Origin of the sequence: Priestia sp. FSL H7-0729, from assembly GCF_038005685.1 — a bacterium.
In the GTDB taxonomy this organism is placed as follows: Bacteria; Bacillota; Bacilli; order Paenibacillales; family Paenibacillaceae; genus Paenibacillus.
Genome location: NZ_JBBOTQ010000002.1, coordinates 324192 through 350235 on the forward strand (window position 1 = coordinate 324192; position 26044 = coordinate 350235).

Sequence of the window (26044 nt, forward strand, 5' to 3'; positions counted from 1 at the left end):
AACGATATGGCACGCACAGTGAAAAGATGGCTTGTTCTCCTGGCGGCAGTATCTCTGCTGCTGGTGAATGCCGTGCCTGCGGCGGCCTCCCCGGCGCCGTATGAGAGTTATAACTACAACTATTGGAAAGAGGCTGTACCTTCACCGGATGCCTATCTGCCCGAGCGTACCATTTCAGGCCGTGACCTCGGCATTAGTGCGTTCAAAGAACCCGGTGATGTGAACGTTTCTCCATCCGGGTTGATCTACATTTTGGATAGCGGCAACAGTCGAATTATCGTATTGGACAGTCGTTTTAAACTGCTGCGCGTCATTGATGGATTCATGATGGAGGGCGGCAAGGAAACCTTCAATCTTCCGGGCGGATTGTTCGTGAATGAAGAAGAACACATATACGTCGCTGATACGGGCAACAGTCGTGTCGTTGTCCTGGATGGAGAGGGGACGCTGATACAAACCATCACGAAGCCCGAGTCGGACATCCTGTCGACTCAATTCCAGTTCCAGCCCTTGAAGCTGACGGTGGACCATGTGGGCCGAGTGTATGTTGTGGCACAGGGGGTTTATGAAGGGATTATGCAGTTTGATGAGAGTGGGAAATTTATCGGATACGTCGGTACCAACAAAGTGGAGCGGGACTACGGCGAATATATCTGGCGCATGTTATCCACCAAAGCCCAGCGTGCACAGATGGTTCTGTTTGTGCCAACAGAGTTCTCCAATGCGGATATTGACCTCAAAGGTTTCGTATATGCGACGAATATTGATCCAGGCTCGAATGAACCGATCAAACGGCTGAATCCGTCTGGCGAAGATGTACTGAAACGTTTTGGTTATTATGACGTCAAAGGCGATATCCGGTTCCGCAACAATCCTGGTCCATCCAAACTGATTGATGTGAAAGTGCTCGGCGACGGCATGTACAGTGTACTGGATGCGACACAGAATCGGGTGTTCACGTACGACGATGAAGGTCATCTGCTCTACATATACGGTGGCAAAGGAAATCAGGTGGGCACGCTCAAAACGCCAGTTGCGATTGAGCAATCGGGTGAGCATCACTTGGTTCTGGATCGGGGCAAGAACAATCTTGTCGTCTACGAGCCAACCCGTTTTGGTTCCCGTGTGAATGAAGCGGTGGCACTCCACTATCGGGGCGAGGACACGGAAGCCGTAAATATATGGAGAGAAGTGCTGAAGCTGAATGCCAACTATGACATCGCCTATATCGGTATCGGCAAGTCCTTATTAATGGAGAAAAAAAACGAGGAGGCACTGGGTTACTTCGAACTTGGGATGGATCGCAAGAGTTATTCTGTCGCGTTTAAGAGGCATCGGCGAGAGATGATGAAGGAACATTTTGGTACATTCCTGACCACTGTAATTGCGCTGATTGTCATTCTGATCCTGACCCGGGTGGCGGCTAAATGGAGACGGAGGAGGCAGGTCGATCGTGAAGCAGGATTTCATTAAGTTTCCGCTGCATCTCATTTTTCACCCCATTGATGCATTCTGGGACCTCAAGTCGGATAACCGGGGACGGCTGCTTGTTGCTTTTGCAGCACTAGCGCTTACCATTGTCATGATGATTCTGCAAAAGCAGTATGCAGGATTTCTCGTCAATTACATCGACCCTCGCACGATTAACAGCATCATTGAGATCGCCACAGTTGCGGTGCCTTTCTTTCTATGGTGCACGGCCAATTGGGCAGTAACGACCTTGATGGAAGGGGAAGGCAAGTTCAGGGAAATCGTGCTGGCGACAGGTTACTCGCTCATTCCCGTTATTCTGGTCTATGCCCCGATGATCGTAATTAGCCGGTTCATGGTGCAGGAGGAGACTGCTTTTTATTATCTGTTCAATAGCATCGCGTTTTTCTGGTTTGTACTGCTTCTGTTCATTGGCATGATGACGGTACACCAGTACACGGTGGTTAAAACAATCGTTACGATGGTGCTGACACTTATTGTGATGGGTATTATTGTATTCCTTGGCGCACTGGTCTTCAGCATGCTGCAACAGTTGTACGAATTCGGTTATAACATCTACCGCGAGTTGATTTTTCGGACCTAAAGGAGGCGGCATCCGTGAACAAAAGGCAACGACTATATACGGTGCTGGCTGGTGGTGCAGCTGTAATCATGATTGCAGCCGGACTGCTGTATATAAACAACAGGGGCATTCCTGCAGTAGAAGCCGCGGCTTATCTGGATGCGACAACCAAAGCCATGCCCGTCACGGAGGACCCGTTGCAGTTTCTTAGCGACTCTTCGCAGGGTGTGCCTGGTATGAAGCTGGTCGCCGAAGATCAGGGTTTGGCCTTGTACTATAACGAGGAGACAACGGAAATTGCCGTACGTGACGGGAAAAGTGGAGAGATCTGGTACAGCAACCCGAAAGAACGGGCGGAGGACAGCCTTGCTTCCGCATATGAAAAAGAGGTCCTGTCCTCCCAGTTGAACGTGTCTTTCCGGGATTCGATGGGCACTTTGGAGAACTTTCCAAATTTCAGTTCGAGTATAAGCAACAAACAATTCACCGCGGGCCAGATCGATCAGGGCATACGGGTCAACTATACACTTGGTGATACATCACTTGGTATTGATGCACTGCCCAAGCTGATCAGCAAGCAACGACTCGAGGAGATGGTTCTTTCCAAGCTGGATGCTACTGTCGCAAGATACACATCTGCTCGTTATTATCCAACCAAGAACAATCCCGATATTCTGGAACGGCTGGATGGACAGATTTCCAAACAGCTTGTATTGAACAAGATGTTGAGTGCCTTCGAGACGGCAGGTTACACAGCGGAAGATCTCGCTTATGACAATCAGGAGAACGGGGTCGAAGGCGGAGGTGTGTCTGATAAGCCAAGCTTCGTGATTTCAGTAGAATACCGATTGGATCAAGGGGCGCTTGTTGTGACCGTGCCTCTGAGTCAGATAGAGGAAAGTGGGCAATACCGTATCCGAAATATTGATTTGCTCGCTTATTTTGGTGCTGCGGATACGAAAGGTGAAGGCTACATGCTGGTACCTGACGGTTCGGGTAGTCTGATCCACCTGAACAACGGGAAAACCCAGGAAGAGCAGTATGTACAGCGTGTCTATGGTGCAGACCCGAATGATAATTCACTCAGTCGTCCTCAGGTTAGCGAATCCGCGCATATGCCTGTGTTTGGTTTGAAGAACGGGGAGAATGCGTGGTTTGCAGTCATTGAAAAAGGGGATGGCATAGCCAGTATCTCTGCGGATATTGGAGGCAGACAGAACAGCTACAACCATGTACATGCGACCTTCTCCCTGCGGGGGGAGGATGAGCTGGAGATGTATACCTCCCAGAAAATGCAGGAGATCCAGCTGCTTAGCGAAGAGCCTTTCCGTGGAGATATTCAGGTCCGCTATCATTTCCTTCATGGAGAAGATGCCAGTTACTCGGGCATGGCCCGCTTGTATCAGCAGCAGTTGATCAAGCAGGACGTACTGAAGCCGCTCGCAGAACAGACGGAGTTGCCGTTCTATGTGGATGTGCTTGGTGCAGTGGACAAAAAGGCTTCGTTCCTGAGTGTGCCCTATCGGACTACCTTGGCCATGACGACGTACGAACAGGCCGCTGAAATGGCTGCGAAGTTACAGCAGGAAGGTGTGAAACGTGTACAAATGCGTTATCAGGGATGGTTCGGCGGTGGCATCAGCCATCATACACCAACCCAGGTAAAATTGGACAGTGAAGTAGGCAGTCGTTCCGAACTGCAAGCGTTGTCCGCTAAGCTGGAGCAGTCGGGTGGAGCTTTGTTCCCGGATGTGGCTTTCCAGCACATGTATCACGATGATATGAGCTTTGCTCCTTCCTCGGATGCGGCAAGGTTTGTCACAAAGGAGACAGCAGAATTGTATCCGTACAATCCTGCGCTTAATCGCATGGATCAGAGTAGGGACAGCTATTATTTACTCTCAGCCGCGAAGCTTCCTTATGTGGTGAGTGAGTTTGCTGACCATTTCAATCAATTGGACCTTGGCGGATTATCCCTTCGTGATCTGGGGCAGGTCCTGACTTCGGATTACCGGGATAGTCGGGTGATTCATCGGGAGACGGCGAAGAACATTGTGAAGGAGCAGCTGGGCAAGTTGGCACAGTCCTATCCGAACCTGATGGTATCCTCAGCGAATAGCTACGCTTGGGGTAGCGCACAACATGTTGTGAATGTACCCGCAGGGTCGAGTCGGTTCAATATTACCGATGAAGAAGTTCCTTTTTATGCGATGGTTATTCATGGATACATGAACTATGCGGCATCTCCGATGAACACGTCGGGGGATCAGGATCTACGCAAACAGTTGCTGCGTAGCCTGGAACTTGGGGCAGCTCCGTATTTTAAATGGACCTATGAACCATCATCCAGGCTGAAGCTGACGAATTATGATTCGGCCTATGCAACGGAGTACAGCTATTGGGTGGATGACGCCATTGCTTTGTATAAGCAGGCCGATGAAGTACTGGGAGATTTAGCGAATGAGAAGATCCTCAGACATGAACGCATTCAGGAAGGTGTAGTCAGAGTCACCTATACTGGCGGTACAACCATTCTTGTGAATTACAATGCGGATGCAGTAACTGTGGATGGAACGACGGTTGGCGGGATGGACTATGTGGTGGGAGGAGTGAACCGATGAGAACCATTCGATTATCGCTGAAGTCACGGAGAGCGCTGCTTGGACTTGCATTTATTTCCCCGTGGCTGCTCGGGTTCATCTTCCTCTTTGCCACACCGCTCCTGCAATCGATCCGGTTCAGTCTGAGTAATCTGTCGGTTGCTCCAGGCGGATACGTTCTGGACTTCGTTGGATTCAAAAATTTCAAGGATGCGCTTCTGGTTGATGCTACATACAACCGGATTCTGGTGGATTCCGTAGGAGCGATGTTGCTGAATGTGCCGATGATTCTGTTCTTCAGTCTGTTTACGGCAACACTGCTTAACCAGAAGTTCAGAGGTAGGACGATGGCACGTGCGATCTTCTTCCTGCCGGTTATTCTGGCTTCCAGTGCAGTCGCAGCAGCAGAGTCTGCGGGATTAATCAATCTGATGGGGGATGCAAGTGCTGTCGATGCGGCCGCTGATGGCGGTGCCTCGTTCAATGTGGTATCCATTGTGCGAATGCTGGCGGATGTGGGATTGCCGATGGCCTATGTGGATTACATCGTTGAAGCTATCATGCGAATCTATGAGATTATTAGCAGCTCAGGCGTTCAGATTTTGATCTTTCTCGCCGCGCTGCAATCGGTACCGGGATCAATGTATGAGGTTGCGAAGATCGAAGGGGCAACAGCCTATGAATCGTTCTGGAAAATAACATTTCCCATGGTCAGTCCATTGATTCTGACAAATGTCATCTATACAATCATTGATTCCTTTGCCGGAAGTCCGGTCACACAGGCCATCTATCAGACTGCATTTAAAACCCAGAACTTTGGCTTGAGCTCGGCGATGTCCTGGCTGTACACGCTGGTGATTGGCCTTGTACTGATCGTAGTGGGCTGGGTGTTATCACGGCGCGTTCATTACAATTGACGGTTCACATTGAGGGAGGCTTCAGATTATGGCTGCATCAGGAACAGATCGCATGGTGGTAGTTCCGAAGCAGAATTACCACATGCAGCGGGTGCGAAACAAGACATCGGACCTTCTCTATTCCATATTCAGATATGCTTTGGTCATTGGTATTTCATTTATTATTTTGTATCCGTTATTTCTCAAAGTGTCAGTTGCGTTCAAGGATAAGCAGGATATCTACAATCCAACGATCTATATGATTCCTCAGCACTTTACGTTGGATAATATTCGGCTAGCGGCCCAAGTGATGGATTACCTGCCTCTGCTGGCGAACACGTTATTGTTCGTTACCATCACAACGCTTCTGACAGCCATATCCTGTGCACTTGCCGGATACGGCTTCGCCCGGTTTTCTTTTCCAGGCAGCAATGTGCTCTTTATCCTGGTCATTCTCACCATTCTGGTGCCCACAAGTACACTCATGGTGCCGATGTATTTACATTTCCGCAGCTTTGACTTTATGGGAATAATCCAGTTGTTCACGGGAAAGAATGGCATCAATTTGCTGAATACGTATTGGCCCTCCATGATTACGGCGGCTACGGCAGGAGGGCTAAAGGCGGGGTTGTTCATCTATATTTTCCGTCAGTTCTTCAAGGGTATGCCGAAGGAAATCGAGGAGGCTGCACTGATTGACGGCGCTGGTGGATTCAAGACGTTTGCCCGTATCATGTTGCCCAATGCCATCTCACCACTGATTACGGTCATTCTGTTCTCCTTTGTGTGGCAGTACAACGATACGTTCTATTCGGCATTATTCATGAGTGAAAGTCCACTGATCTCACTGAAGGTGGCTTCCTTGCCTGCTCAGGCGAACCAGTTGATTCCACAACTGATGGGCTTTGGTTCGAACTCGGGCATCAAGGCCGATCCGAACTATGTGGCCATGATCGTAGATACAGGTATTTTGCTGGCGATTGCACCACTGATTATTTTGTATCTGTTTGTACAACGGTATTTCGTGGAGAGTATTGAGCGCTCAGGGGTTGTGGGTTAACATGGTAAACCTAATTGGAGGTATTAGCGATGACGGTACGTACGATCAACCATGCTCCGGTGAATGAAGCAGCGACATCCGAAGCGAGAGAACTAATGGCGTTCCTGGTCGAGCGTTATGGGAAAGGGATGTTGTCAGGTCAGCAGGACTACAGCAATCTGAACTGGATTAATGAAAATACAGGCCGGAAACCAGCTGTGATTGGCTTCGATCTCATGGAATATTCGCCATCGAGAATAGAGCGCGGCTCGGTCTCTCAGGAGATTCGGGATGCCATAGCATGGCACCGACAAGGTGGAATTGTGACGCTGTGCTGGCACTGGAATGCACCTATGGATCTGATCGATGAACCGGGCAAGGAGTGGTGGCGGGGTTTTTATACGGATGCGACTACCTTTGATCTGAGTTTAGCGCTGGCTGATACTGAATCGGAAGCATATCAATTATTAATCCGGGATATCGATGCGATTGCAGTTCATTTGCAAGAGTTGAAAGATGCTGGTGTGCCCGTGTTATTCCGACCGCTGCACGAAGCCGAAGGTGGATGGTTCTGGTGGGGAGCGAGAGGCCCCGAACCTGCCATACAGTTGTATCGGTTGTTGTATGATCGATTAGTTTACGAGCACGAACTGCACAATCTCATCTGGGTCTGGAACTCGGAAAAACAGGAATGGTATCCAGGGGATGATGTCGTGGATATTGTCAGTGTGGATGTATACCCGGAAGCAGGAGACCACAGCCCGCTGGCTGCACGTTACACCAACCTGCGTGAGCTTGTGAAGAACAACAAAATCATTGCACTGGCCGAGAACGGCTCCATCCCTGATTCCAAACAAATGAAGGAACAGGATGTACACTGGAGTTGGTTCTGCACTTGGACAGGTGGATTTCTGAAAGACGGGACGCATAATGAACTAGCGTTTTTGAAGGAAGTGTATAGCAGCGAAGAGGTCATTACGCTCGATCAGTTACCGAAATGGAGTTGGTTGTAAGAACGTTACTTCAAACAACTGGTATTAGCATCAAAGAAGCGTGAGTATTCGCTGGAAGATTTAATGCGAATACTCACGCTTCTTTCTGGTGGCGTACATATGTAAATGGAGCTATTCCTTGGAGAAACATTAAAATCCGTTTCGAACCACAATCTAGTTTGCCAGTTGTAGCATATCTCGGATATTGGGATATAAATTCACACTGTTCGTGAATAAGATATATGATTGATTAACCGTACGGATCAGAATCCTCTCGCTTGTGCCATTGACTGGACCGATCCGAATGGCGGATGGTTCGCTTCCACCGTACGTATCATCAAGGGTGACCGATGTGATATGTGCAATTGGAATTTCAATTTTGGAGAACTGCCACCGGATGACCAGTTGATCTTCTGCTTTTTTCACGTTAACACCAAACATAGGATGACCTCCTGTTGTGATTCAAATTATTGAAGTAATCTCGTATGTCCAGTTTATCATATTTTGGATAAAATTACCTAATTAATAATGAAGGGAGTGGAAGGGTTGAACGACTGGAATGCCTATCATTATTTTGAACAAAGTCTTGGTCCTTTCAAAAATCTCTCCAGCCTGTCTGCGGATGAAGCAGAAACAGTAATACAGAAGATCCGTCTTCAGGGAAGGAACTTTGCCAGTCGGCGATCCGCTGATTACATGACAATTCGCAGAACACTTGAGCAAAGAGCATATGAGCAGTTTGTTGCCAAGGGGGGTAAGCCTGTACAATCATATCCCCATTATCTAACGCTAGGAGCATGTGAATGGTTGTCAGCTGTAGACTTCAGTGTACAATATCAGAGATGGGAACCTGATGGGAAACATACAGGATTAACCATGTTACATACCGAATACAAATAGAGAAATGAGTCAGCTTAAACTCCATCACAAAGGGTGTGCCACATGACGAATCTATTCGAACATTGTTCAGGTCAAACATTATCTGCCAACTTGAGATGGCTGAACAAGCCAGCAGATTGGTCCATTGAAGACGGTAAAGTAACGGTAACCGTTTCGCCGATCAGCGACTTTTTTATTGATCCGGGAGGTGAGCCGGTGAAAGCTTCAGCTCCATTTTTACATACGGTAGTTAAGGGAGATTTCAGCCTCGTCACTCAAGTACAGGTGGATATGAAAGAACAGTATGATTCGGGCTGCCTGATGGTGATGGTGGACGATACGAATTGGGCTAAAGTCTGCTTTGAATTTTTTGAAGAACAGCCGTCCATTCTCAGTGTTGTGACCCGTGGTAAGTCGGATGATTGTGTATCATCCCCTGTAGATGTCAGTAAGCCTTATTTACGTGTAGCCCGGGCAGGCGACAGCTTTGCTTTCCATTATTCTCAGGATGGCGAGAAGTGGAAGTTGGTACGTTATTTTGGCCTTGATTGCCCGGAAGAGATCAAAGTCGGCATTGTGGCTCAATCCCCAATTGGACAAGGGACTACGGTTACTTTTACAGATGTACGGCTTCAACATGGACTGACCGGAAGTGTACGCCGGGTAGAATAACACAACCGGAAGGCTGTGCTTGCATTTTATTTCACCCGAATGAACAATCCGAGCAGTCCAAGCGTAGCAAAGGCCAGAAATGCCGTTGTATTGGAAAACACTTCAATCGTGTAACCTGCCATGGAGGAGCCGAGAAATTGCCCAACACCTAATGCGAGGAAGGCGAGGCTGATTCCAATGGATACATTCGGACTGAATAATCTCGTTGCCCAAACGATAAATACACTGGTCAGGAAAATGTAGGTGCTCCCAAACATGATGGCAGAAATTATGCTGGCAGTCATGGATGGCAGAAGGATAACCCCAAGCGAAATAGCCAGTAACATTATGCCAATTCGGTAGGACCACCCAATCTGGATCCGTTCAATAATGCGGCCAGCACATCCGCCGAGTATGCCCATAACCCCCATCACAATCCAGAACAACACGGCTTCCGAATCGGTGGCCCCTTTCTCGTCTGTAAGGAAATTTCGGGCAAAGGTCCAATAGATTGCAGAACTGAAACCTGTCAACAGACATGCCATGAGCAGAGCAGACCCAGGTCTGGTTGGTTTCATACATGTCCAGAGAGATTTGGTACAAGGCAGGGTCTTGGTTGCTGGAATGACACGTCTGTTCCACAAAAGAACGACAACGCCGATTGCAGCATACAGGATGTAGGTTAAACGCCAGTAATCCGTAAAGAGCAAGTAGAGTGGGCCAGATACAACAATCCCGAAGCTGGTCCCTGTATTAATCCAACTGTTGCCTCTTGCTTGCAGATTAGGAGCCAGTTCGGCATTCACTGCATTACCAAGGGCCGGGGAAGCCCAGCCTGTGCTCAGACCAGCGAGAAATATGCTGAAAGTAAGCATCCATGCATTCTGAGATAGGGCAATGCCGGTTAAACCTAGCACGGCGCTGATTCCGGCCAGTTGGATGACATAATGATGTCCCTTGCGATTAATCAACAGGGGGGCAGTTAAAAGGGATAGACAGTAGGCAATATACGTGCCTGAGTTAATCGCGCCTGAGGCTGCATCATTTAATTGTAAGGCTTCCGAAATTTCCGGCATAAACAACCCATAACTGAATCGCCCGAATGCATAACATACAGCAATTAGTGCAATGCCTGGAAAGATCATTTTTTTCATTTAGTCCACCGCCTTTTTAGATAGAACGATCATTATATTTCTCATGAAATAAAAAAGTGAGTTGAACTACTAACTCACCCGGAATGGCATTACTTGAAACTGGTTAGCGTCATATGGATCAGTTCACGGCAGACGTCATTTACATTTTCTGTCTCAGCGAGTGCGGTGGAGCCCTCCAGCAATATGGAGAATCTCAATAGATCACGTTCACTCGCAGCAGGCGCTAATGTATGGATTAAGGTTCGCATATGTCTTTTGTGCGCATTGACAGTCTGGACGATGATATGATCTGCATGACCTCCAAATTCTTCCTTGGCGCGTAAAAATAAGCACCCTCTTGATTCGTGCTCCTTTAGCCATTTTGCGTGTCCTTCAGCCAAATTGAGGAACATGGGTTGTGCTTTATTGTCAGCATATTGCCGAAGCTGTTCCAAATAACGCTGTTCACGTCGCAGGAGCACCTGGACAATAAGATCATCCTTGGACTCAAAGTGATTATATAACGTCATGATGGCGATCCCGGCATCCGTTATAATTCGTTTCAAGCCAATGGAATGGAAGCCGTGAAGATAGAACAGTTCTTCAGCCACGTTCAAAAGCATTTCTTTTTTGCTGCTCATAATCAGGAATGTCCTCCCTTAAAATATGATAGAACGATCATTATACTCAAAGGCTATAGTAAATCGTTTACATTGTCAAATTCTGTGAGATGGCGTTATATGAACTACATCGTTGTGCTTTCACCGGACAAATGAAAGCACAGTATGACAGGTTATTGAGGTGTTTATCCGTTATATTAGACATCAAGGAGTGATTACCACATGAACTGGATCAACGCATTACAGGTCGCTATTCAATATATGGAAGACCACTTGCTCGAAAACATGACGATGGAGCAGATTGCAGCAGAGGCTCATATCTCTCCTTTTTATTTTCAACGTACCTTTTCCTTATTAACTGATATTACTGTAGCCGAGTACATAAGACGCAGACGATTGACTTTGGCGGCACATGAGCTACTTCAGCGTGATGTTAAAATTATCGATTTGGCGCTTAAATATGGTTACGATACACCAGAATCTTTCTCCAAAGCCTTTCGGAGACAACATGGAATCGCACCCAGTGAGGTTCGAAAGAATAGTAACGCTGTCAAATCGTATAATCGTCTGGTGATTCAAGTGAGTCTAAAAGGAGCAGAACCGATGAAATATAGAATCGTTGAACATCCTGAATTTACTATCGTAGGGGTGAAGCAGACTTTCTCATATGTAGATGGAGAACATCTGCAAGGAATCGGGAAGATGTGGCAGGAGGCGTGGACAAGCGGTACAGAGGATCGTTTATTTGAACTGAACAATGGGGGTATCCCAGGGTTACTTGGCGTCGTTGTCGATCAGAGTGAAATTCAGGAGAAACAGATGCAATATTGGATTGCTACGACTTACGATGGTGAAGTGCCGAAAGGATTTTCAACCTTCACCATGCCTGCTTCCAAATGGAGTGTTTTTGAAGTAGAAGGCCCGATGCCGGAGAGCATGCAGCTTCTGTGGAAACAGATTATTGCGGAATGGTTTCCATCCAATCCTTATGAGCATGCGTATATGCCAGAGCTGGAAGTATACCCGGGACCGAACCAACCGCCGCAAATCTGGATACCGATTAAGTAAATATTAACCGTCTCAAACTCTATAAGAATGTAGCCCATAGACAGTCGGATAACCGACTCTGTTTACGGGCTATTTGGTTGTGATTGGTCAGAAACGCGAAGTAATGATGAGGATGTTCAAGCGTTGTTCATTTTATTGCAGATAGGGAAACATGATATATTGGAACAAAGGTTTATTTCATGACAGAATGAAAAGTGAACCGCAGGGAGGCAGATATGTTGCATGAGGAGAAATTCATTCGGGTAATTATGGATCACGAGCAATTGATGCACGACCTGCGGCGAGTTCGAAGTCTGCAACTGCCTCAATGTTACATAGGTGCTGGATATATTCGTAATTATATATGGGATGTTCTGCATGGATATGATCTACGTGAACTTCATAGCGATATTGATGTTGTTTATTATGACGCGCTAGACTTGCGGGAGGAGCGAGACATACAGCTCGAACAACAGCTTCGTGAGGAGACTGGCAATGCCAAGTGGTCGGTCAAAAACCAGGCGAGAATGCATCTGCGCAATGGCACAGTTCCTTATCAATCTACTAAGGATGCTCTTCGCTATTGGCCAGAAATTGTGACTGCCATAGGCGTACAGCTGGATGAAGAGGACCGAGTGAACATCTGTGCTCCGCATGGTTTGCATGACCTGTACCAACTCGTAGTCCGCAAAAGTCCTTTCTTCGCGGATGCTGATTATTACAATCAGCGTGTTCATAAGAAGTGCTGGCAGGAACAATGGCCCAAATTACGATCATAACAGCTTGAATCATAGAGATACGCGGAATTGAAGGTACAAGAAGGGGTGTTTACGGACTTGATAAAAAAGTTCTTGCAAAAATATGGACTGATCATTGATCTCGTCCTGTTGGCATGTTTTGTGGCGTTTCTGGTCTTCTGGGGCCAACGATTTCCAGTCATGTTGTTCGGCCTGATCACGGTGGCTTTTATCATGCTAAGAAGGATTGACTATCAGAAGCATGTTATTTTGAAACGGATTATCCTTACCGGATTTGGCGTGGCTGCCGTCTCTTTTGTCATTATTGAGGCGCTTGTATTCACACAGCTGGGTGCGAATGATCCGGAAGAGGCGGACTACGTTATTATTCTGGGTTCAGGCATTCGGGGAACGGAATTATCATTGACTTTGAAGCAAAGGTTGGATGCCAGTCTGGACTACATTCGCAGTCACCCTCAGACACCGGTCATTGTATCGGGTGGACAGGGACCTGGAGAATCGATTCCCGAAGCGCTCGCTATGAAAAACTATCTGGTTGAACAGGGGATTAGCCCTGAGCAAGTCATTATGGAAGATCGCTCCACAAGTACACAGGAGAATTTGGCCTTTTCCAAAAAAATTATTCAGGAATCCGGGTTGGAGCACCCGGAGATCATGATTGTCACGAGTGACTATCACATGTTCCGCTCCAAATATATTGCAGCCAAGAACGGTTATGCGGCAGAATACGGCATATCTGCCCCATCACCAGGATATTTGAAGCCGGTCAACATGATCCGTGAATATTTTGCTACGATCAAAACGTTTATCTAATATACAAAAGGACGAAGCGTAAGACTTATGCTTCGTCCTTTTTGTTTATCTGGGTGTACTTGTTCCTTAACGTTGAGTTACTTCTTTGAAGGAACAAGTACAGCTTCCGAAACCTGATCCGCAGGGAGCGCTACCATTTCAGAAGATGAGGCAGGAGAAGGAACGGTTGCAGCCTCGGAAGCCTTGTCCTCGGAAGGGAGGGCTACCATATCAGAAGGTCCAGCAAGAGAAGGAACTGTGGCCGATTCTACAACTTGATCCTCAGAAGGTTCAACAGAAGAAGGAGCTGGCACATTTTCTGAAACTTCATCCTCAGGGATAGCCACGATTTCAGGCTTTTCGGAAGCAGCGGGAGCAGTTACAGCTTCAGAAACTCCGGCTGTATCGGGAGAAGCTACGATCTCAGGAGTTTCAGATACTGAAGGAACAGGCACGGCTTCAGTAGCCTTGGCCTCTACTTTAACGGTATGGTTTGATGCCCATACTGCGGTGGAAGTACTTACTCCTGTAATAAGCAATAGGGCTCCCATACTTAACATCCAGTGTTTCTTTTTCAGTTTTTTCACATTAAACATGTTCATCAATCTCCTTTTTAATTGTTTGCCTTCACCCGAGAGGGATGAACAAAATTGAGCAGGCGTTTTCTTGGTTCCCGCCATCACATTTAAAATCGTCTCACCATACCGTCTCCGCTCTTCATGCGACATCTCTTTCACCACATCTTCATCACAGGCTAACTCGCTCCATGTGTGAATGTCCCGACGAATCATATGAATCAGAGGATTGAACCAGTGCAGGGCACTAACCCCCAAGGTCAGAGCCTTGACCCACAGATCTTGATGTTTCAGATGTACCAACTCATGATGAATGACCATCTTGATGTCCATCTTGACCGTATTTTCGGGTGGGAGATATATCGTTGGTTTAAATAAGCCGACTAGTATAGGGCTCCGTACTACAGTGCTGTGAGCAAGCGTTACATTCCCTTTGAGACCCAAAGTCTTTTTGAGTAATGGTAGCTGTATAGCTGCCTCACTATGACAGAGGACTGGCGTACGTGTACGTGATAGTTCATTCAAAAATCTCCGATAACAATACATCTGCCATGCAGAAAAACCGATGACGCCAATGCCCCATATGCATAACAGGAACCAGGCTGTGGTCACAGAAATGGTTTGTTCCGGGATGAATGGTCCTGCAAGTAAGCTCGAAGATGTTGCATGCTCCGTACTTGGTACAGTTGATGCAGGAGGGAATGCAAAACCCAAAAGCCATGAAAGGCCAAGAGATACCGGGAACAGATAGAACAGGAGAGCCATTTTACCGAGCCTGTAGAGCCACTTGGTCGGAAAAACAGCCACGGGTAGGAGTCGTAGTGCCAAAATACAAACGGCAACGATACTTCCAGCCACGGTCAGACTGCACAGAATTTCAAAAAAGATGTTCATGATCTGCACCTACTTTTCCGAAAGCCATTTTTTCAGTTCTGAAATGTCTTCGTCTGAAAGCTTATCACCGTCATACATGGCCGAAACCAAATTCTTGACTGAACCTTGATAAAGTCCATCAAGCACGTGCTGTGTTTCCTGTAGTTTGTAGTCTTCTGGTTGTAGAAGAGGTTTATAATCATTAATTCTTCCACGCCTCGTCACGGTAAGAGCGCCTTTATCCACCAATCTGGACAGAAAGGTAGACATGGTCTGCGCTTTCCACGCTTTTCCCTTATCAGCGAATATGTCTAATAGCTCTGTCGAGGTGACGGGGGGATCGCATGACCATATAACGACCATTAACTCCATTTCTGTTTCGGATAATTTTTGAATCTGGTTCACAGTGAACACTCCTTAACATCGTTATGCGTCCATAACGATCGTATTACTACACTACGTAGTACGTATAAACTACTACAAGTTGTAGTGGGTAGTCAAGTTATCCTGATAGATGATTGCCAAACCATGTTATAATATAGGTCATTAATAGAAGAACGATGTAGGAGTGAATGATCATTACAGCATATCAATTACCTGCTCTCTATGAGCAGAAGCGAGTTTCAATGCACGAGATGGAAGAGATTGTACGCCTGTTGGCCCAAGCCCCGTTACTATATGATGATGGACAGAGCATTCAGGTTCAGGATTATATGGGAGGATTGGAGGTCGAACTTGAGCATGAGGTGCGTCGTGCAGTGACCCAGTTGTATGAACTGGCTGTTCAGACCTGCCGCGCCTTTGCCGATCCATTGGCGTACGAGCAACTTCAGGATGCGCTTGGGTTACAGGCTGAATTATGGCAGGAGGAAGTGCTCACTCTTGCGAAGTGGATGGACTGGCTGAAACAGATCAGTGAAGGAAAGAAAACACTGCCAGAGTACAACTTTACAGCCATGCTTGGCAACTTGCCAGACGGATTCATGATTCATGATTTTTATGATGAGCTCCGATATCAATTGGAACAAAACCCTGCAAACATCTGGGCTCTCGAAGAGCGGGATCGCTTGTACGCATCCTTGGGTGTGAATTAAATCAAACCAAGGGGTCACCAGCGGTGTTTAATCTAATATCTGTATTTTGCATGTATAGAAACAGGTTGATCTATTTCTTGCGAAATCTTTACCCAGTATGGGAAATGAGGGGATACCGTGAAGAAGGTTATATTGGCTGGTGGAACGGGTTTTGTCGGACAGGATTTTGCCCAGAGGTTCAAGAAGCTGGGTTATGAGGTGCTGATCATCTCGCGTCAGCCCGGACATATTGCCTGGGAGGATCGTGCGGGAATCATAGAGGCATTGGAAGAAGCGGAGATGTTGATTAACCTGGCAGGTAAATCGGTGAACTGCCGTTATACAGCTGAGAATCGCAAAGTCATTCTGGAATCCAGAACGCGTACAACGCGTATTCTCGGGGAAGCCGTCCTGGATTGTAATCATCCTCCCCAACTGTGGATTAATTCGAGTACAGCAACCATATACAGACATGCTGAAGATCGTCCCATGACGGAAAAAGAGGGCGAGATTGGATCTGGCTTCTCGGTTGACGTTGCCAAAGCTTGGGAACAGGCTTTCTTTGAATTCAGTCTGCCGTCTACGCGTCAGATTGCACTGCGGATTGCGATTGTGCTTGGTGAGGGTGGCGTGATGGTGCCCATGACGAACCTAGTCCGTTTTGGCCTGGGAGGATCGCAAGGCGCAGGCACACAGCAGTTCAGCTGGATTCATATCGAGGATCTGTTCTGCATGGTGATCTATCTGCAAGAGCATCCACATCTTAATGGTGTGTTCAATGCCTCTTCTCCGCATCCAGTGACGAATCGGGAGCTCATGGCACGTCTGAGAGAACAGATGGGTGTTCGGATCGGGCTGCCCTCTCCTCGCTGGATGCTTGAACTGGGTGCACGCTTCATTCAGACTGAGACGGAATTGGTTCTCAAAAGTCGTTGGGTCATTCCTGAGCGATTGGAGAGGGAAGGCTTCACATTCACATACGGAACGCTTGATACCGCTCTTGCCGAGATCCTGAGTAAGAAGAAATAATACTTCATACAAAAGAAAACACAACAGCAAGGGCAGAGGCATCTGCCCTTTATTATATATTTTAAGGCTTCTATCAAATGGCGTTTCGCCATTTGAGGTTAAGGACTCATTTCATTTATATATGTTCAACTAAACATTTACACGATAACGGAGAGGACAGAAATAACTTGAAGAAGCGAAGCGTGCGCCTTTATCCCCGGATTTTCCCTTTTTAAGAAGGGAATCAAAAAAATCTGGGGATAACAGCGATCGGAAAGTTGTTCTGTCATCGGAGTGTCTGTGTAAATACTAATTAGCTGAACTTATATATATCAGTCAGATGAACAGAAAGAGGTTGGGGAAATGCAACTTAGAAGAGTAAGGATCGCGGGAACAGGGAAGTACCTGCCTGTACAGGAAGTCACCGATGAGGAACTGGATCGCCGCTTGGGCGTGCCTGCGGGCTGGGTGAGCAAAGCAACTGGCGTAGGTGTACGGCATTATGCTTCGGGTGAAGAGACTTCCTCCTTCATGGGCGCACGGGCTGCCGAAGCTGCACTGGCGGATGCAGGATTGCAATTCGAGGATATCGACTGTCTGGTTTGCACCAGTGGCACGAAGGAACAACCGTTGCCTAGTACGGCGGTATTTATCCAACAGGCCATGGGGCAGCAAGATTCGGGCGTACCCGCCTTTGATATGGATGCAACCTGCCTGAGTTTCCTGAACGGACTGGATGTGATCTCCTATATGGTAGATGCCGGACGATACCAACGAGTACTGATTGTTGCCACTGAGATTGCCTCGGCGGGATTAAATTGGTTGGATAAAGAAAGTGCGGCCCTGTTCGGAGATGGAGCGGCCGCCGTCATTATAGAACGCTCACCTGAAGGATCATCATCACAGATCGTGCATGCTTCACTTCGAACTTACAGCCGAGGTGCGCGCTTCTCGGAGATAGCAGGTGGCGGCACACGGTTGCACGCTTCGAATTACAAGGCAGATCAGCCTGAGCCTTACCTGTTTCATATGGATGGACAAGCGATCTTCCGCATGGCTTCCAGACTTCTGCCGGAATTCACAAGCGATATGTTACAGGCAACCGGTAATCGGATGGAAGATTTCCAGTTGGTTATTCCCCATCAGGGGAGTGCCATGGCGATGAGATTGATCCGCAAGAAGCTTGGCATTGCTGAAGATCGATTCATGGACATCACACGAGACCATGGCAATACGATTGCGGCATCCATTCCGATGGGGCTGCATGAAGCGATTAGACAGCAGCGGATTCAGCGGGGGGATCGGGTGCTGATGATTGGCACGGCTGCCGGATTATCATTGGGAGGACTCATTTTTGACTACTAGATCTGGGGAAACTGGACATCGTCCATCTGCTTCTCTCAACGTACTTCTTACAGGCGGAAGAGCTCCCGTAACACTCGATCTGGCCCGCATGCTTCATCGTGCAGGCCATCGGGTCTATGTTGCGGAGAGTACCGTACGGCATCTGACCAGATTATCCAGTGCAGTAGAACAGTGCGCTGTGGTCCCACCGCCCCGTCAAGACACATCTGCGTATCTGGCGGAGCTGGAACGATTGGCACAGGATTGGCAGATCGACCTGCTGATCCCCATGTGTGAAGAAGTCTTCTATGTGGCTCAAGGGGCAGACAGACTGCGTGCATATTGCCGTGTTCTGGTTACGACTCTGGAGCAGCTGCATGAGCTGCACCATAAATATCATTTTATACAGCTCGCAAGCTCACTCGGCCTTTCGGTTCCGGATACACGTCTGATCAACAATGAGCAGGAATGGATGGACGCTCAGTCTGTTCTGGAGACGATGGGGGATTGGGTATGGAAACCGGTGTATTCCCGCTTTGCCGCCAAGGTTCGCATGCCAGCACGTATGACCGATGACACTGGCACAGGAACCGATCAGGAAGGAAAAGCAAGTGAAAACAAACGTCGACATTTACGAAACGACCCTCCGGGACACGGGCAATTATCCTTTGCTTCGCCTTGGGTTGCACAGGCCTACATTCCTGGTCAGATATTATGTACATACAGCATAGCCCACGAAGGTCAATTGATTGCGCACGCCGCGTACGACAGCCGCTATCGCACAGGTAGCGTGGGAGCCAGTGTCTTTTTTGAACAGGTGGAACATGAGAGGGCTCTTGCGTGGGTGAAACAATTTGTTAAGGCAACGGGTTTTAGTGGACAGATTGGGTTTGATTTTATAGAAGGTCAGGATGGGCAACTGTACGCAATTGAGTGTAATCCGAGGGCAACGAGCGGGATTCATCTGTTTCACCCCGGAGATGACTTGGTACGTGCACTGACTGAACCGGAGACGTTGGTCAAAGAAAGAAAATGGATCACGCCCGCACGGGGCAGCAAAGCCATGCTCATGCTTCCCATGCTGGGAAGCGGGCTGCAGCAGATCTTCGGCAAAGGAAAGTTCCGGGCATGGGTAGCTGCCTGGCGTGGAGCCAGGGATGTGGTCTATATGCGGCAGGATATCCAGCCTTTATTTGAACAATTTGCAGTGGTGCTGACCGCCTGGCGTCTGGCAAGATCACAGAAGTTCTCGCTGACTGAAGCTTTGACTCACGACATAGAATGGAACGGTGAACAACAATGAAGAGAGCATTGGTTACAGGAGCTACGGGATGTCTGGGCAGGCACCTCGCGATACGGCTTGCAAAAGAGGGATGGGACGTCACGGGCATGGGCCGACAGCCAAAGATTGGTGCAGAACTTGAGTCGGCAGGCATCCGATTTCTGAATGGAGATATACGGGATAAGGCGGCAGTAAATGAAGCGTGTACGGGGCAGGATGTGGTCTTTCACTGTGCGGCTCTGTCATCGCCATGGGGCCGTTATCGTGACTTTTACAGTAGTAATGTAGAAGGGACACAAAACCTCATAGATGGCTGCCTGCATAATGATGTACAGCGATTCATACATGTCTCGACTCCAAGTATCTATTTTAACTACATACCGCGATATGACGTACATGAGAATGACCCGTTGCCATCCAAACCAGCCAATCATTATGCAGCCACAAAGCTTCTCGCGGAGCAGGTTGTGATGGAGGGGCATGCGAAGGGACTTCCGTCGATCATGATTCGACCGCGAGCGATCTTTGGTCCGTATGATCAGACGTTATTTCCCAGAATTGTCGTAGCGAACGCGAAATCAGGCGTGCCGATGATTGGCGGGGGACAGGCATTAATTGATCTGACTTGTGTGGATAATGTGGTGGACGTCTTGTTGTTGTGCCGTGATGCCTCTGACGAAGCGCTCGGCAGAGCTTACAATATCTCCAATGGCGATCCGAGGGCGTTTAATGAGTTGGTGAGCAGCCTTTTTGGCATGCTGGATATGTCTCTGCGTCGCCTTAACATTCCTTATCGGATGGCATATAGCGCGGCAGCATTGCTGGAGCGTGTTCATGGCTTTATTCCTGCGCTCGGTGAACCTGCATTGACACGTTATACCGTTGGCTCCTTATCCATCCCACAGACATTGGATATTACGGATGCAAGGGAGCGATTGGGGTATGTCCCTGGGGTGTCTGTTGAAGAGGGATTGAAACAATTTGCAGATTGGTGGAGGGCTGAATCATGCTGACAACAACTCCAGTAGAACTATATTTGGGTGCGGCGGGTTACTGTACACATCCAGAGTTTCTGACGCTGCGCGGTGGTCGGTTGAGCCCGGTGCCTTTCCCGGCAGGATTTGCCTGCATCATTCACCCCATACATGGACCAATCCTGCTGGATACGGGATATAGCTCCCGTTTTTTCAAGGAAACGGCTCATCTGCCCAATGCACTGTATCGTCATATTACACCGGTAGTCTATCGTGAAGAGGATAGTGCCGTTCATTTTTTGGCTGGGCTTGGGCTGGAAGCTTCGGATATCCGGTATATCATCCTCTCCCATTTTCACGGTGACCATATCGCGGGTGTACGGGATTTCCCGGAGGCACAATTCATCTATCTGCCCAGAGCTTATGATGCTGTGCGCTCACTTGGTCCGATTGCAGCTGTGAAGGCAGGTTATCTGTCTGGATTATTGCCTGATGATTTTGTGGCCATATCATTGCCAGTTACGCGTCAGCCTGAGCGATGGACGAGAGCTGGAGAGGAGTTCCCTTTTGATGAGGTCTACGATATCTTTGGCGATGGCAGTCTGCTGGGGGTGGATGTATCCGGTCATGCGGAAGGTATGATGGGACTCCTGCTGCGTACAGAAGAACATGATTATTTCCTGTGCGCGGACGCAGTGTGGTCGAGTCGGGCTTTTCGTGAACAGCGCAGACCTCATGCGATCGCGGGTATCATTATGTCTGATCGACAGGCATACCACCGTAACTTTGACAAGTTGGTTCAGCTGCATCAGCAGTTCCCCCACATTCGGATTGTGCCAAGTCATTGTCGAGATGTGCTGGACGCTTGGGGCACAGGAGGACAGGGCTTATGAGCAATCCACTTCGTATTGTGGTTCATTATGCGCTTGCACGTGGGCTGCGAACATGGAAAACGCGAGAACAACTGGAGCGCTGGCAAGAGCGCCGGATTATTCGACATGTCCATCAGATCCGCGCCCGATCTCCGTTTTACCGGAAATGGTGGGGTGGCGTGGACGCATCCAACTGGAGAAGCTTTCCGTTGACAGACAAATCAATCATGATGCAGAACTTCGATACACTGAATACGGTGGGCATTACCAAGGACGAAGCGTTGGCTCTTGCAGGTGAGAGCGAAGAAACGCGTGACTTCAAACCCTCCATTCAGGGAGTGACTGTTGGATTGTCCTCGGGTACGTCAGGGAACCGGGGGATATTTCTGGTAAGTGATCGGGAGCAGGATGCGTGGACGGGCACGGTGCTGGCCAAGTTGCTGCCTGGTGGACTGTGGAAACCTGCCAAGATTGCGTTTTTCCTGCGGGCCAACAGTAATCTGTATGAATCGGTACAGCGTGGCAAGTTGCAGTTTCAGTACTTTGATCTGCTGGAGCGTGTGGAGACCTTGGTGAAACGGTTGGAAGAGTACCAGCCTACGGTGTGGGTAGCTCCTCCATCCATGCTGCGTCTGTTGGCAGATGCCTATGTTGCAGGTCAATTGACCGCTGTACCGGATAAAATTATCTCGGTTGCCGAGGTGCTGGACCCCCTGGATCGTAAGGTGCTGGAGCAGGTCTTTGGACAGACCATTCATCAAGTCTACCAGTGTACAGAAGGGTTCCTGGGTGCGACCTGTCGTTATGGCACACTGCATTTGAATGAAGATATAGTCCATATTGAAAAAGAGTACATTGATTCCGCCACCCGCCGGTTCATGCCCATTATTACGGACTTCTCCAGAACATCACAGCCGATCATTCGGTATCTGCTGAATGATATTCTGACCGAGGCGGCGATGCCATGTGCCTGCGGTTCTTTGTTTACAGCTATTGAGCGGATTGAAGGCCGCTGTGATGATACGCTTTATTTTACTCAACTGCATACGGGGGTGCCGGTACCTGTCTTTCCAGATTTCGTTACCCGCGCCGTCATTGCGGCTTCGCCCGATATTGAACATTATCGTGTGGTGCAACGTGGGAACGGTACGATGGAGGTATCGCTAGTACTTGGTGGAAATGCAGCAATGGGGCAAGTAAAGGCTGATGTGTTGCAGGAATTGAACAAGTTGGCAGACAGGATGGATTGTACTTTGCCAGAGGTGAGATTCGTTCCGTATGCTTTCAAACCAGGGGTCACCAAGCTACGCAGGGTGGAGAGACAGCTTGATTAAGCTGGTGAGAAAATATTGGGGGAGAGCAGGTGGCTGAATGACAGTGGTGACATACAAGATAGGAGATGGACAGCAACGGATGCAGACAGAAGATCATAGAAATGAAGAAATAAAGGAAAAAAGAATATCAACATCCGGTGCATATGATCCCGTGGCTCTCATCACAGGCACATCCAGTGGCTTCGGTATGTTAACGGCCATTACTCTTGCCAAGCAGGGATACCTTGTTGTTGCTACCATGCGTGACCTGAATCGAAGAGAAGAGTTGGTCAGACTTGCAGGAGAGGCAGGCATAACAGAACGTTTGGTGTATGAGCAGTTGGACGTTACGGATTCTGAATCGGTGCAAGCAGCTATAACCAAAGTCGTTCACGTGTATGGGCGCATCGACATACTGGTGAATAATGCAGGATTTGCGGTCGGGGGGTTCATTGAGGAAGTATCGATGGAGGATTGGCGGCGCCAGATGGAGACGAATCTGTTTGGGTTAATCGCCGTGACACGTGCGGTCCTTCCCGTGATGCGTGAACAGAAGCAGGGGCTAATTATTAACTTGTCCAGCGTCAGCGGTTTGTCCGGATTTCCAGGGTATGCGCCCTATGCTGCCTCCAAATTCGCTGTGGAAGGATTCACGGAAAGTCTGCGGCATGAGATGTCTTCGTTCGGCGTTCGGGTGGTATTGGTTGAACCAGGCGCTTATCGCACGCCGATCTGGAATAAGGGTCTGGGGGAAATTCACCGGAGCGAGGGCTCACCGTATAAGCATAAGCTGGATGCGGTCCTTCGTTATTCCCAACATGCAAGCGAGACGGCACCTGACCCACAGGAGGTAGCAGATCTGATCGGACGAATTGCACGAATGCGTGCACCAAGACTCCGATATGCGCTGGGAAAAGGATCGCGTGTGTTGATCATAGGTAAAGCATTGCTACCGTGGAAATGGCTGGAATGGATCATTGCCCGCGGACTAAAATAGAGACTACAACCTTCAGGAGTCGGTCACATTTGCCACTATTTCCTTGAGAGGGGTGGACCCGTGTTTGAAACCATTGTTGTTATTCTGCTTCTTGTGATTGTGGGCCTGCTTCTTCATATCAATAGCAAACTGCCAGTACGTGACCGGGTGAAGGAAGCGTTGGAGCGGGATCGGAACGCGTCAAAATAAGACTATTGGAGGTTTTTAGATATGAAAATCGCATTTGTTTTGTTTGATGGACTGACTTTCCTTGATTTTGCAGGGTTTTATGATGTAATCAATCGGTTGAATTTCTTTGAACAAACGAAAGGAACGACGTGGGAAACCTGTGCGATTACAGATCAGGTCACGGATGAGTCTGGCTTGACGTTGAAGGTGGATCGAGTGAAGCCGGACCTGGCAGAGTATGATCTCGTGTTTGTCCCCGGAGGCATGGGAACACGTAAGCTTCGGTATGACGAGGCGTTCGTAGGCTGGTTGAAACAAGCGGAGTCTGTTCCCTTGAAGGTATCCGTGTGCACAGGCTCTCTTCTGCTGGGTGCGGCTGGATTTTTGTCGGGTAAAAGAGCGACGACACATCCTTATACCTATGATCTGCTTCAGCCGTACGTTGCTGAAGTTATTCAGAGCCGGATCGTGCGAGATGGAAATGTAATTACTGCCGGTGGAGTAGCCACGTCCATTGATCTGGGGATCTATGTTGTGGGACTGCTGGCAGGACAGGAAGCGGCGGCTAATGTAAAACTTCAGATTGATTATCCGTATGAAATACAGGGAGCGATTGAGTATGAGTGAGGGATATATGCAGGATAGGTACGTTATTCGCAATATCCGCCGGGATGAAGCAGACATATACTGGCCTTTTCGACTGGAAGCACTCAAAATGCATCCTGAAGCCTTCGGAGCTTCCTTCGAATTATCCATTCAGATCCCCATGAATGAAGTGCAGGAACGCATACATAATGAGCCCGATGATTATATTCTGGGGGCGTACACAGCAGAAGGAACACTGGCGGGAATGATGGGTTTCAAGAGGGAGTATGGCCTGAAGCTCAGGCACAAAGGCATGATCTGGGGTGTCTATGTAGCTCCGCAATATCGGGGGAACGGTCTGGCAGCGCGATTGCTCCAGGAAGTCCTGGACAGAGGAACACATCTGGAAGGCATCAAGCAGATTAATCTGAGCGTGGTAACTACGAATGAATCAGCCAGACGTTTATATGAGCGATATGGATTTGAAGTGTATGGCATGGAGCGCAACGCGCTGGAAGTGTACGGTCAGGGATATGACGAGGCACATATGAATTATTTCTATACAGAGCAATCAACATCCATTAAAGATGGCTCGACAGGAGGAGTTCTATGACAGATCAAGTTGAACTTGAAGTCGACGGTGTTTCTTTTGTCTTGAAAGAGTATCATTCTTTTGATTGGTTGCGGCCCATGGGTACGGTCTTTCGCGTATTTGATCAGCAGGATTCAGGTAATCTCTCCTTCGGCATCGTGCAAAAGGATGGCAAGAGATTGTTCGTAAAGTATGCGGGGGCACGTACAATTCACGCGAATCATACAGGGAGTCCTCCGGAAGCCATTCGTAATCTGAAATTATCTGTGTCCTTTTACGAAGATTTGGCGCATGACACGTTGATTCGACTAACGGATCATTTTGCAACGGACCAAGGGTATGTCTGTGTATTCGATTGGGTGGAGGGAGAGAATCTCCATAATCATTGGAAATTTCCGCCTCCGGCCAAATATGAAGATCCTCGTTCGCCCTACTACCAGTTCAGACAACTTCCGGTGAAGGCACGGATTGGCGCGATGGAGCAAATTCTTGATTTTCATATCGAAGTGGAGCGGAGAGGTTATGTGGCTGTTGATCTGTATGACGGCAGTCTGATCTATGATTTTGACAAAAGCTTCATGAAAATTTGCGATATCGATCTGTATCGGAAGGGCGCCTTTATCAATACGATGGGACGTATGTGGGGATCTTCCCGCTTTATGTCTCCAGAGGAATTTGAGTTAGGTGCATCCATAGATGGAATTACCAATGTATTCAATATGGGAGCCATGGCATTTGCGCTGCTGGGCGGTGAGAAAGACCGTTCATATGATAGATGGGATGCCGGAGAGGCTTTATATCAAGTTGTGATTCGTGCGGTGAATGTTGATCGGTCCCAGCGGTATGTAACGATTGCAGAACTGAGTAAGGCTTGGAAACAAGCTGCGGTACAAGATCAATGTTTCTTGTGAAGAGGATGTTCGCAATT

28 protein-coding genes are annotated in these 26044 nt (G+C 48.3%); 23 read left to right on the top strand and 5 right to left on the bottom strand.

Annotated features, from left to right (window positions below; translation table 11 throughout):
* Positions 1-6 precede the first annotated feature (6 nt).
* Genes MHH93_RS07950 through MHH93_RS07975 form a run of 6 tightly spaced genes read left to right on the top strand, consistent with a single transcriptional unit; the run spans position 7 to position 7601 of the window.
* On the top strand, positions 7-1473 hold the full coding sequence (locus MHH93_RS07950; RefSeq protein ID WP_500053594.1) for an NHL repeat-containing protein: 1467 nt from the start codon (positions 7-9) through the stop codon (positions 1471-1473).
* Positions 1454-2074, top strand: coding sequence for a YIP1 family protein (locus MHH93_RS07955; RefSeq protein ID WP_500053595.1), 621 nt, complete (start codon positions 1454-1456; stop codon positions 2072-2074). Before MHH93_RS07950 ends, MHH93_RS07955 begins: the two co-directional genes overlap by 20 nt.
* 14 nt (positions 2075-2088) lie before the next feature.
* Positions 2089-4674: a DUF5696 domain-containing protein gene (locus MHH93_RS07960; RefSeq protein WP_500053596.1), complete on the top strand. Its 2586-nt coding sequence runs from the start codon at positions 2089-2091 to the stop codon at positions 4672-4674.
* Positions 4671-5570: a carbohydrate ABC transporter permease gene (locus MHH93_RS07965; RefSeq protein WP_339259938.1), complete on the top strand. Its 900-nt coding sequence runs from the start codon at positions 4671-4673 to the stop codon at positions 5568-5570. The genes MHH93_RS07960 and MHH93_RS07965 overlap by 4 nt, the downstream gene beginning before the upstream one ends.
* 28 nt (positions 5571-5598) lie before the next feature.
* Positions 5599-6609 carry a carbohydrate ABC transporter permease gene (locus MHH93_RS07970; protein WP_339307558.1) on the top strand — a complete coding sequence of 337 codons (1011 nt, stop codon included), beginning with the start codon at positions 5599-5601 and terminating at the stop codon, positions 6607-6609.
* A gap of 29 nt (positions 6610-6638) precedes the next feature.
* Positions 6639-7601 (top strand): glycosyl hydrolase, encoded by a 963-nt coding sequence (locus MHH93_RS07975; RefSeq protein ID WP_500053597.1) that lies wholly within the window; start codon positions 6639-6641, stop codon positions 7599-7601.
* A gap of 153 nt (positions 7602-7754) precedes the next feature.
* Here MHH93_RS07975 and MHH93_RS07980 read toward each other — a convergent pair whose 3' ends face one another.
* On the bottom strand, positions 7755-8021 hold the full coding sequence (locus MHH93_RS07980) for a SunI/YnzG family protein (protein WP_500053598.1): 267 nt from the start codon (positions 8019-8021) through the stop codon (positions 7755-7757).
* A gap of 105 nt (positions 8022-8126) precedes the next feature.
* Here MHH93_RS07980 and MHH93_RS07985 point away from each other — a divergent pair, with 105 nt between their 5' ends.
* The gene (locus tag MHH93_RS07985) at positions 8127-8480 is read left to right on the top strand and encodes a hypothetical protein (RefSeq protein ID WP_500053599.1); all 354 of its coding nucleotides are present in this window, start codon (positions 8127-8129) and stop codon (positions 8478-8480) included.
* 42 nt (positions 8481-8522) lie between these two features.
* A complete protein-coding gene (locus tag MHH93_RS07990) occupies positions 8523-9131 on the top strand; it encodes a DUF1349 domain-containing protein (RefSeq protein WP_500053600.1) in 609 nt (202 codons plus the stop codon).
* A gap of 26 nt (positions 9132-9157) precedes the next feature.
* On the opposite strand, the gene MHH93_RS07995 is transcribed toward MHH93_RS07990, so the two are convergent.
* A complete protein-coding gene (locus MHH93_RS07995) occupies positions 9158-10264 on the bottom strand; it encodes an MFS transporter (protein WP_500053601.1) in 1107 nt (368 codons plus the stop codon).
* An 89-nt stretch (positions 10265-10353) separates the two neighbouring features.
* On the bottom strand, positions 10354-10884 hold the full coding sequence (locus MHH93_RS08000; protein ID WP_124113650.1) for a TetR/AcrR family transcriptional regulator: 531 nt from the start codon (positions 10882-10884) through the stop codon (positions 10354-10356).
* Positions 10885-11085: 201 nt separating this feature from the next.
* Between MHH93_RS08000 and MHH93_RS08005 the strand changes: the two genes are divergently transcribed.
* From MHH93_RS08005 to MHH93_RS08015, 3 genes are all read left to right on the top strand, one after another.
* A complete protein-coding gene (locus MHH93_RS08005; RefSeq protein WP_500053602.1) occupies positions 11086-11931 on the top strand; it encodes an AraC family transcriptional regulator in 846 nt (281 codons plus the stop codon).
* 215 nt (positions 11932-12146) lie between these two features.
* Complete coding sequence (locus MHH93_RS08010; protein ID WP_500053603.1) at positions 12147-12689, top strand: nucleotidyltransferase family protein; 543 nt, start codon at positions 12147-12149, stop codon at positions 12687-12689.
* Positions 12690-12746: 57 nt separating this feature from the next.
* Positions 12747-13481, top strand: a complete 735-nt coding sequence (locus MHH93_RS08015; protein ID WP_500053604.1) for a YdcF family protein — start codon at positions 12747-12749, stop codon at positions 13479-13481.
* A gap of 77 nt (positions 13482-13558) precedes the next feature.
* Here the strand turns inward: MHH93_RS08015 and MHH93_RS08020 are convergent, their stop codons facing one another.
* Both MHH93_RS08020 and MHH93_RS08025 read right to left on the bottom strand, forming a co-directional pair.
* Positions 13559-14929, bottom strand: coding sequence for a M56 family metallopeptidase (locus MHH93_RS08020; protein ID WP_500053605.1), 1371 nt, complete (start codon positions 14927-14929; stop codon positions 13559-13561).
* A 9-nt stretch (positions 14930-14938) separates the two neighbouring features.
* Positions 14939-15313 carry a BlaI/MecI/CopY family transcriptional regulator gene (locus tag MHH93_RS08025; RefSeq protein WP_500053606.1) on the bottom strand — a complete coding sequence of 125 codons (375 nt, stop codon included), beginning with the start codon at positions 15311-15313 and terminating at the stop codon, positions 14939-14941.
* A gap of 167 nt (positions 15314-15480) precedes the next feature.
* Here MHH93_RS08025 and MHH93_RS08030 point away from each other — a divergent pair, with 167 nt between their 5' ends.
* From MHH93_RS08030 to MHH93_RS08085, 12 genes are all read left to right on the top strand, one after another.
* Positions 15481-16002, top strand: a complete 522-nt coding sequence (locus tag MHH93_RS08030; protein WP_500053607.1) for a hypothetical protein — start codon at positions 15481-15483, stop codon at positions 16000-16002.
* A 117-nt stretch (positions 16003-16119) separates the two neighbouring features.
* Positions 16120-17010, top strand: coding sequence for a TIGR01777 family oxidoreductase (locus MHH93_RS08035; RefSeq protein WP_500053608.1), 891 nt, complete (start codon positions 16120-16122; stop codon positions 17008-17010).
* Between the two features lie 342 nt (positions 17011-17352).
* Complete coding sequence (locus MHH93_RS08040) at positions 17353-18354, top strand: beta-ketoacyl-ACP synthase III (RefSeq protein WP_500053609.1); 1002 nt, start codon at positions 17353-17355, stop codon at positions 18352-18354.
* Positions 18344-19636 (top strand): ATP-grasp domain-containing protein, encoded by a 1293-nt coding sequence (locus MHH93_RS08045; RefSeq protein WP_500053610.1) that lies wholly within the window; start codon positions 18344-18346, stop codon positions 19634-19636. Before MHH93_RS08040 ends, MHH93_RS08045 begins: the two co-directional genes overlap by 11 nt.
* Positions 19633-20628, top strand: coding sequence for an NAD-dependent epimerase/dehydratase family protein (locus MHH93_RS08050; protein WP_500053611.1), 996 nt, complete (start codon positions 19633-19635; stop codon positions 20626-20628). Before MHH93_RS08045 ends, MHH93_RS08050 begins: the two co-directional genes overlap by 4 nt.
* Positions 20622-21482, top strand: coding sequence for an MBL fold metallo-hydrolase (locus MHH93_RS08055; RefSeq protein WP_500053612.1), 861 nt, complete (start codon positions 20622-20624; stop codon positions 21480-21482). Before MHH93_RS08050 ends, MHH93_RS08055 begins: the two co-directional genes overlap by 7 nt.
* The gene (locus MHH93_RS08060) at positions 21479-22795 is read left to right on the top strand and encodes a F390 synthetase-related protein (protein WP_500053613.1); all 1317 of its coding nucleotides are present in this window, start codon (positions 21479-21481) and stop codon (positions 22793-22795) included. Before MHH93_RS08055 ends, MHH93_RS08060 begins: the two co-directional genes overlap by 4 nt.
* A 79-nt stretch (positions 22796-22874) precedes the next feature.
* Positions 22875-23771: an SDR family oxidoreductase gene (locus MHH93_RS08065; protein ID WP_500053769.1), complete on the top strand. Its 897-nt coding sequence runs from the start codon at positions 22875-22877 to the stop codon at positions 23769-23771.
* Between the two features lie 60 nt (positions 23772-23831).
* The gene (locus MHH93_RS08070; protein WP_500053614.1) at positions 23832-23960 is read left to right on the top strand and encodes a hypothetical protein; all 129 of its coding nucleotides are present in this window, start codon (positions 23832-23834) and stop codon (positions 23958-23960) included.
* A gap of 21 nt (positions 23961-23981) precedes the next feature.
* Positions 23982-24566 (top strand): DJ-1/PfpI family protein, encoded by a 585-nt coding sequence (locus MHH93_RS08075; RefSeq protein WP_500053615.1) that lies wholly within the window; start codon positions 23982-23984, stop codon positions 24564-24566.
* A complete protein-coding gene (locus tag MHH93_RS08080) occupies positions 24559-25137 on the top strand; it encodes a GNAT family N-acetyltransferase (RefSeq protein ID WP_500053616.1) in 579 nt (192 codons plus the stop codon). The genes MHH93_RS08075 and MHH93_RS08080 overlap by 8 nt, the downstream gene beginning before the upstream one ends.
* Positions 25134-26027 carry a serine/threonine-protein kinase gene (locus MHH93_RS08085; RefSeq protein ID WP_500053617.1) on the top strand — a complete coding sequence of 298 codons (894 nt, stop codon included), beginning with the start codon at positions 25134-25136 and terminating at the stop codon, positions 26025-26027. The genes MHH93_RS08080 and MHH93_RS08085 overlap by 4 nt, the downstream gene beginning before the upstream one ends.
* The last annotated feature ends 17 nt before the right edge of the window (positions 26028-26044 follow it).

Excerpts from the sequence above, each read along its gene's own strand:
- MHH93_RS07950 (WP_500053594.1), top strand. The coding sequence starts at position 7 with ATGGCACGCACAGTGAAAAGATGGCTTGTTCTCCTGGCGGCAGTATCT.
- MHH93_RS08060 (WP_500053613.1), top strand. The coding sequence starts at position 21,479 with ATGAGCAATCCACTTCGTATTGTGGTTCATTATGCGCTTGCACGTGGG.
- MHH93_RS08080 (WP_500053616.1), top strand. The coding sequence starts at position 24,559 with ATGAGTGAGGGATATATGCAGGATAGGTACGTTATTCGCAATATCCGC.
- MHH93_RS07990 (WP_500053600.1), top strand. The coding sequence starts at position 8,523 with ATGACGAATCTATTCGAACATTGTTCAGGTCAAACATTATCTGCCAAC.
- MHH93_RS07970 (WP_339307558.1), top strand. The coding sequence starts at position 5,599 with ATGGCTGCATCAGGAACAGATCGCATGGTGGTAGTTCCGAAGCAGAAT.
- MHH93_RS08010 (WP_500053603.1), top strand. The coding sequence starts at position 12,147 with ATGTTGCATGAGGAGAAATTCATTCGGGTAATTATGGATCACGAGCAA.
- MHH93_RS08055 (WP_500053612.1), top strand. The coding sequence starts at position 20,622 with ATGCTGACAACAACTCCAGTAGAACTATATTTGGGTGCGGCGGGTTAC.
- MHH93_RS07980 (WP_500053598.1), bottom strand. The coding sequence starts at position 8,021 with ATGTTTGGTGTTAACGTGAAAAAAGCAGAAGATCAACTGGTCATCCGG.
- MHH93_RS07965 (WP_339259938.1), top strand. The coding sequence starts at position 4,671 with ATGAGAACCATTCGATTATCGCTGAAGTCACGGAGAGCGCTGCTTGGA.
- MHH93_RS08030 (WP_500053607.1), top strand. The coding sequence starts at position 15,481 with ATGATCATTACAGCATATCAATTACCTGCTCTCTATGAGCAGAAGCGA.
- MHH93_RS08020 (WP_500053605.1), bottom strand. The coding sequence starts at position 14,929 with ATGAACATCTTTTTTGAAATTCTGTGCAGTCTGACCGTGGCTGGAAGT.
- MHH93_RS08005 (WP_500053602.1), top strand. The coding sequence starts at position 11,086 with ATGAACTGGATCAACGCATTACAGGTCGCTATTCAATATATGGAAGAC.
- MHH93_RS08085 (WP_500053617.1), top strand. The coding sequence starts at position 25,134 with ATGACAGATCAAGTTGAACTTGAAGTCGACGGTGTTTCTTTTGTCTTG.
- MHH93_RS07975 (WP_500053597.1), top strand. The coding sequence starts at position 6,639 with ATGACGGTACGTACGATCAACCATGCTCCGGTGAATGAAGCAGCGACA.
- MHH93_RS07995 (WP_500053601.1), bottom strand. The coding sequence starts at position 10,264 with ATGAAAAAAATGATCTTTCCAGGCATTGCACTAATTGCTGTATGTTAT.
- MHH93_RS08000 (WP_124113650.1), bottom strand. The coding sequence starts at position 10,884 with ATGAGCAGCAAAAAAGAAATGCTTTTGAACGTGGCTGAAGAACTGTTC.
- MHH93_RS08075 (WP_500053615.1), top strand. The coding sequence starts at position 23,982 with ATGAAAATCGCATTTGTTTTGTTTGATGGACTGACTTTCCTTGATTTT.
- MHH93_RS08040 (WP_500053609.1), top strand. The coding sequence starts at position 17,353 with ATGCAACTTAGAAGAGTAAGGATCGCGGGAACAGGGAAGTACCTGCCT.
- MHH93_RS08065 (WP_500053769.1), top strand. The coding sequence starts at position 22,875 with ATGCAGACAGAAGATCATAGAAATGAAGAAATAAAGGAAAAAAGAATA.
- MHH93_RS08050 (WP_500053611.1), top strand. The coding sequence starts at position 19,633 with ATGAAGAGAGCATTGGTTACAGGAGCTACGGGATGTCTGGGCAGGCAC.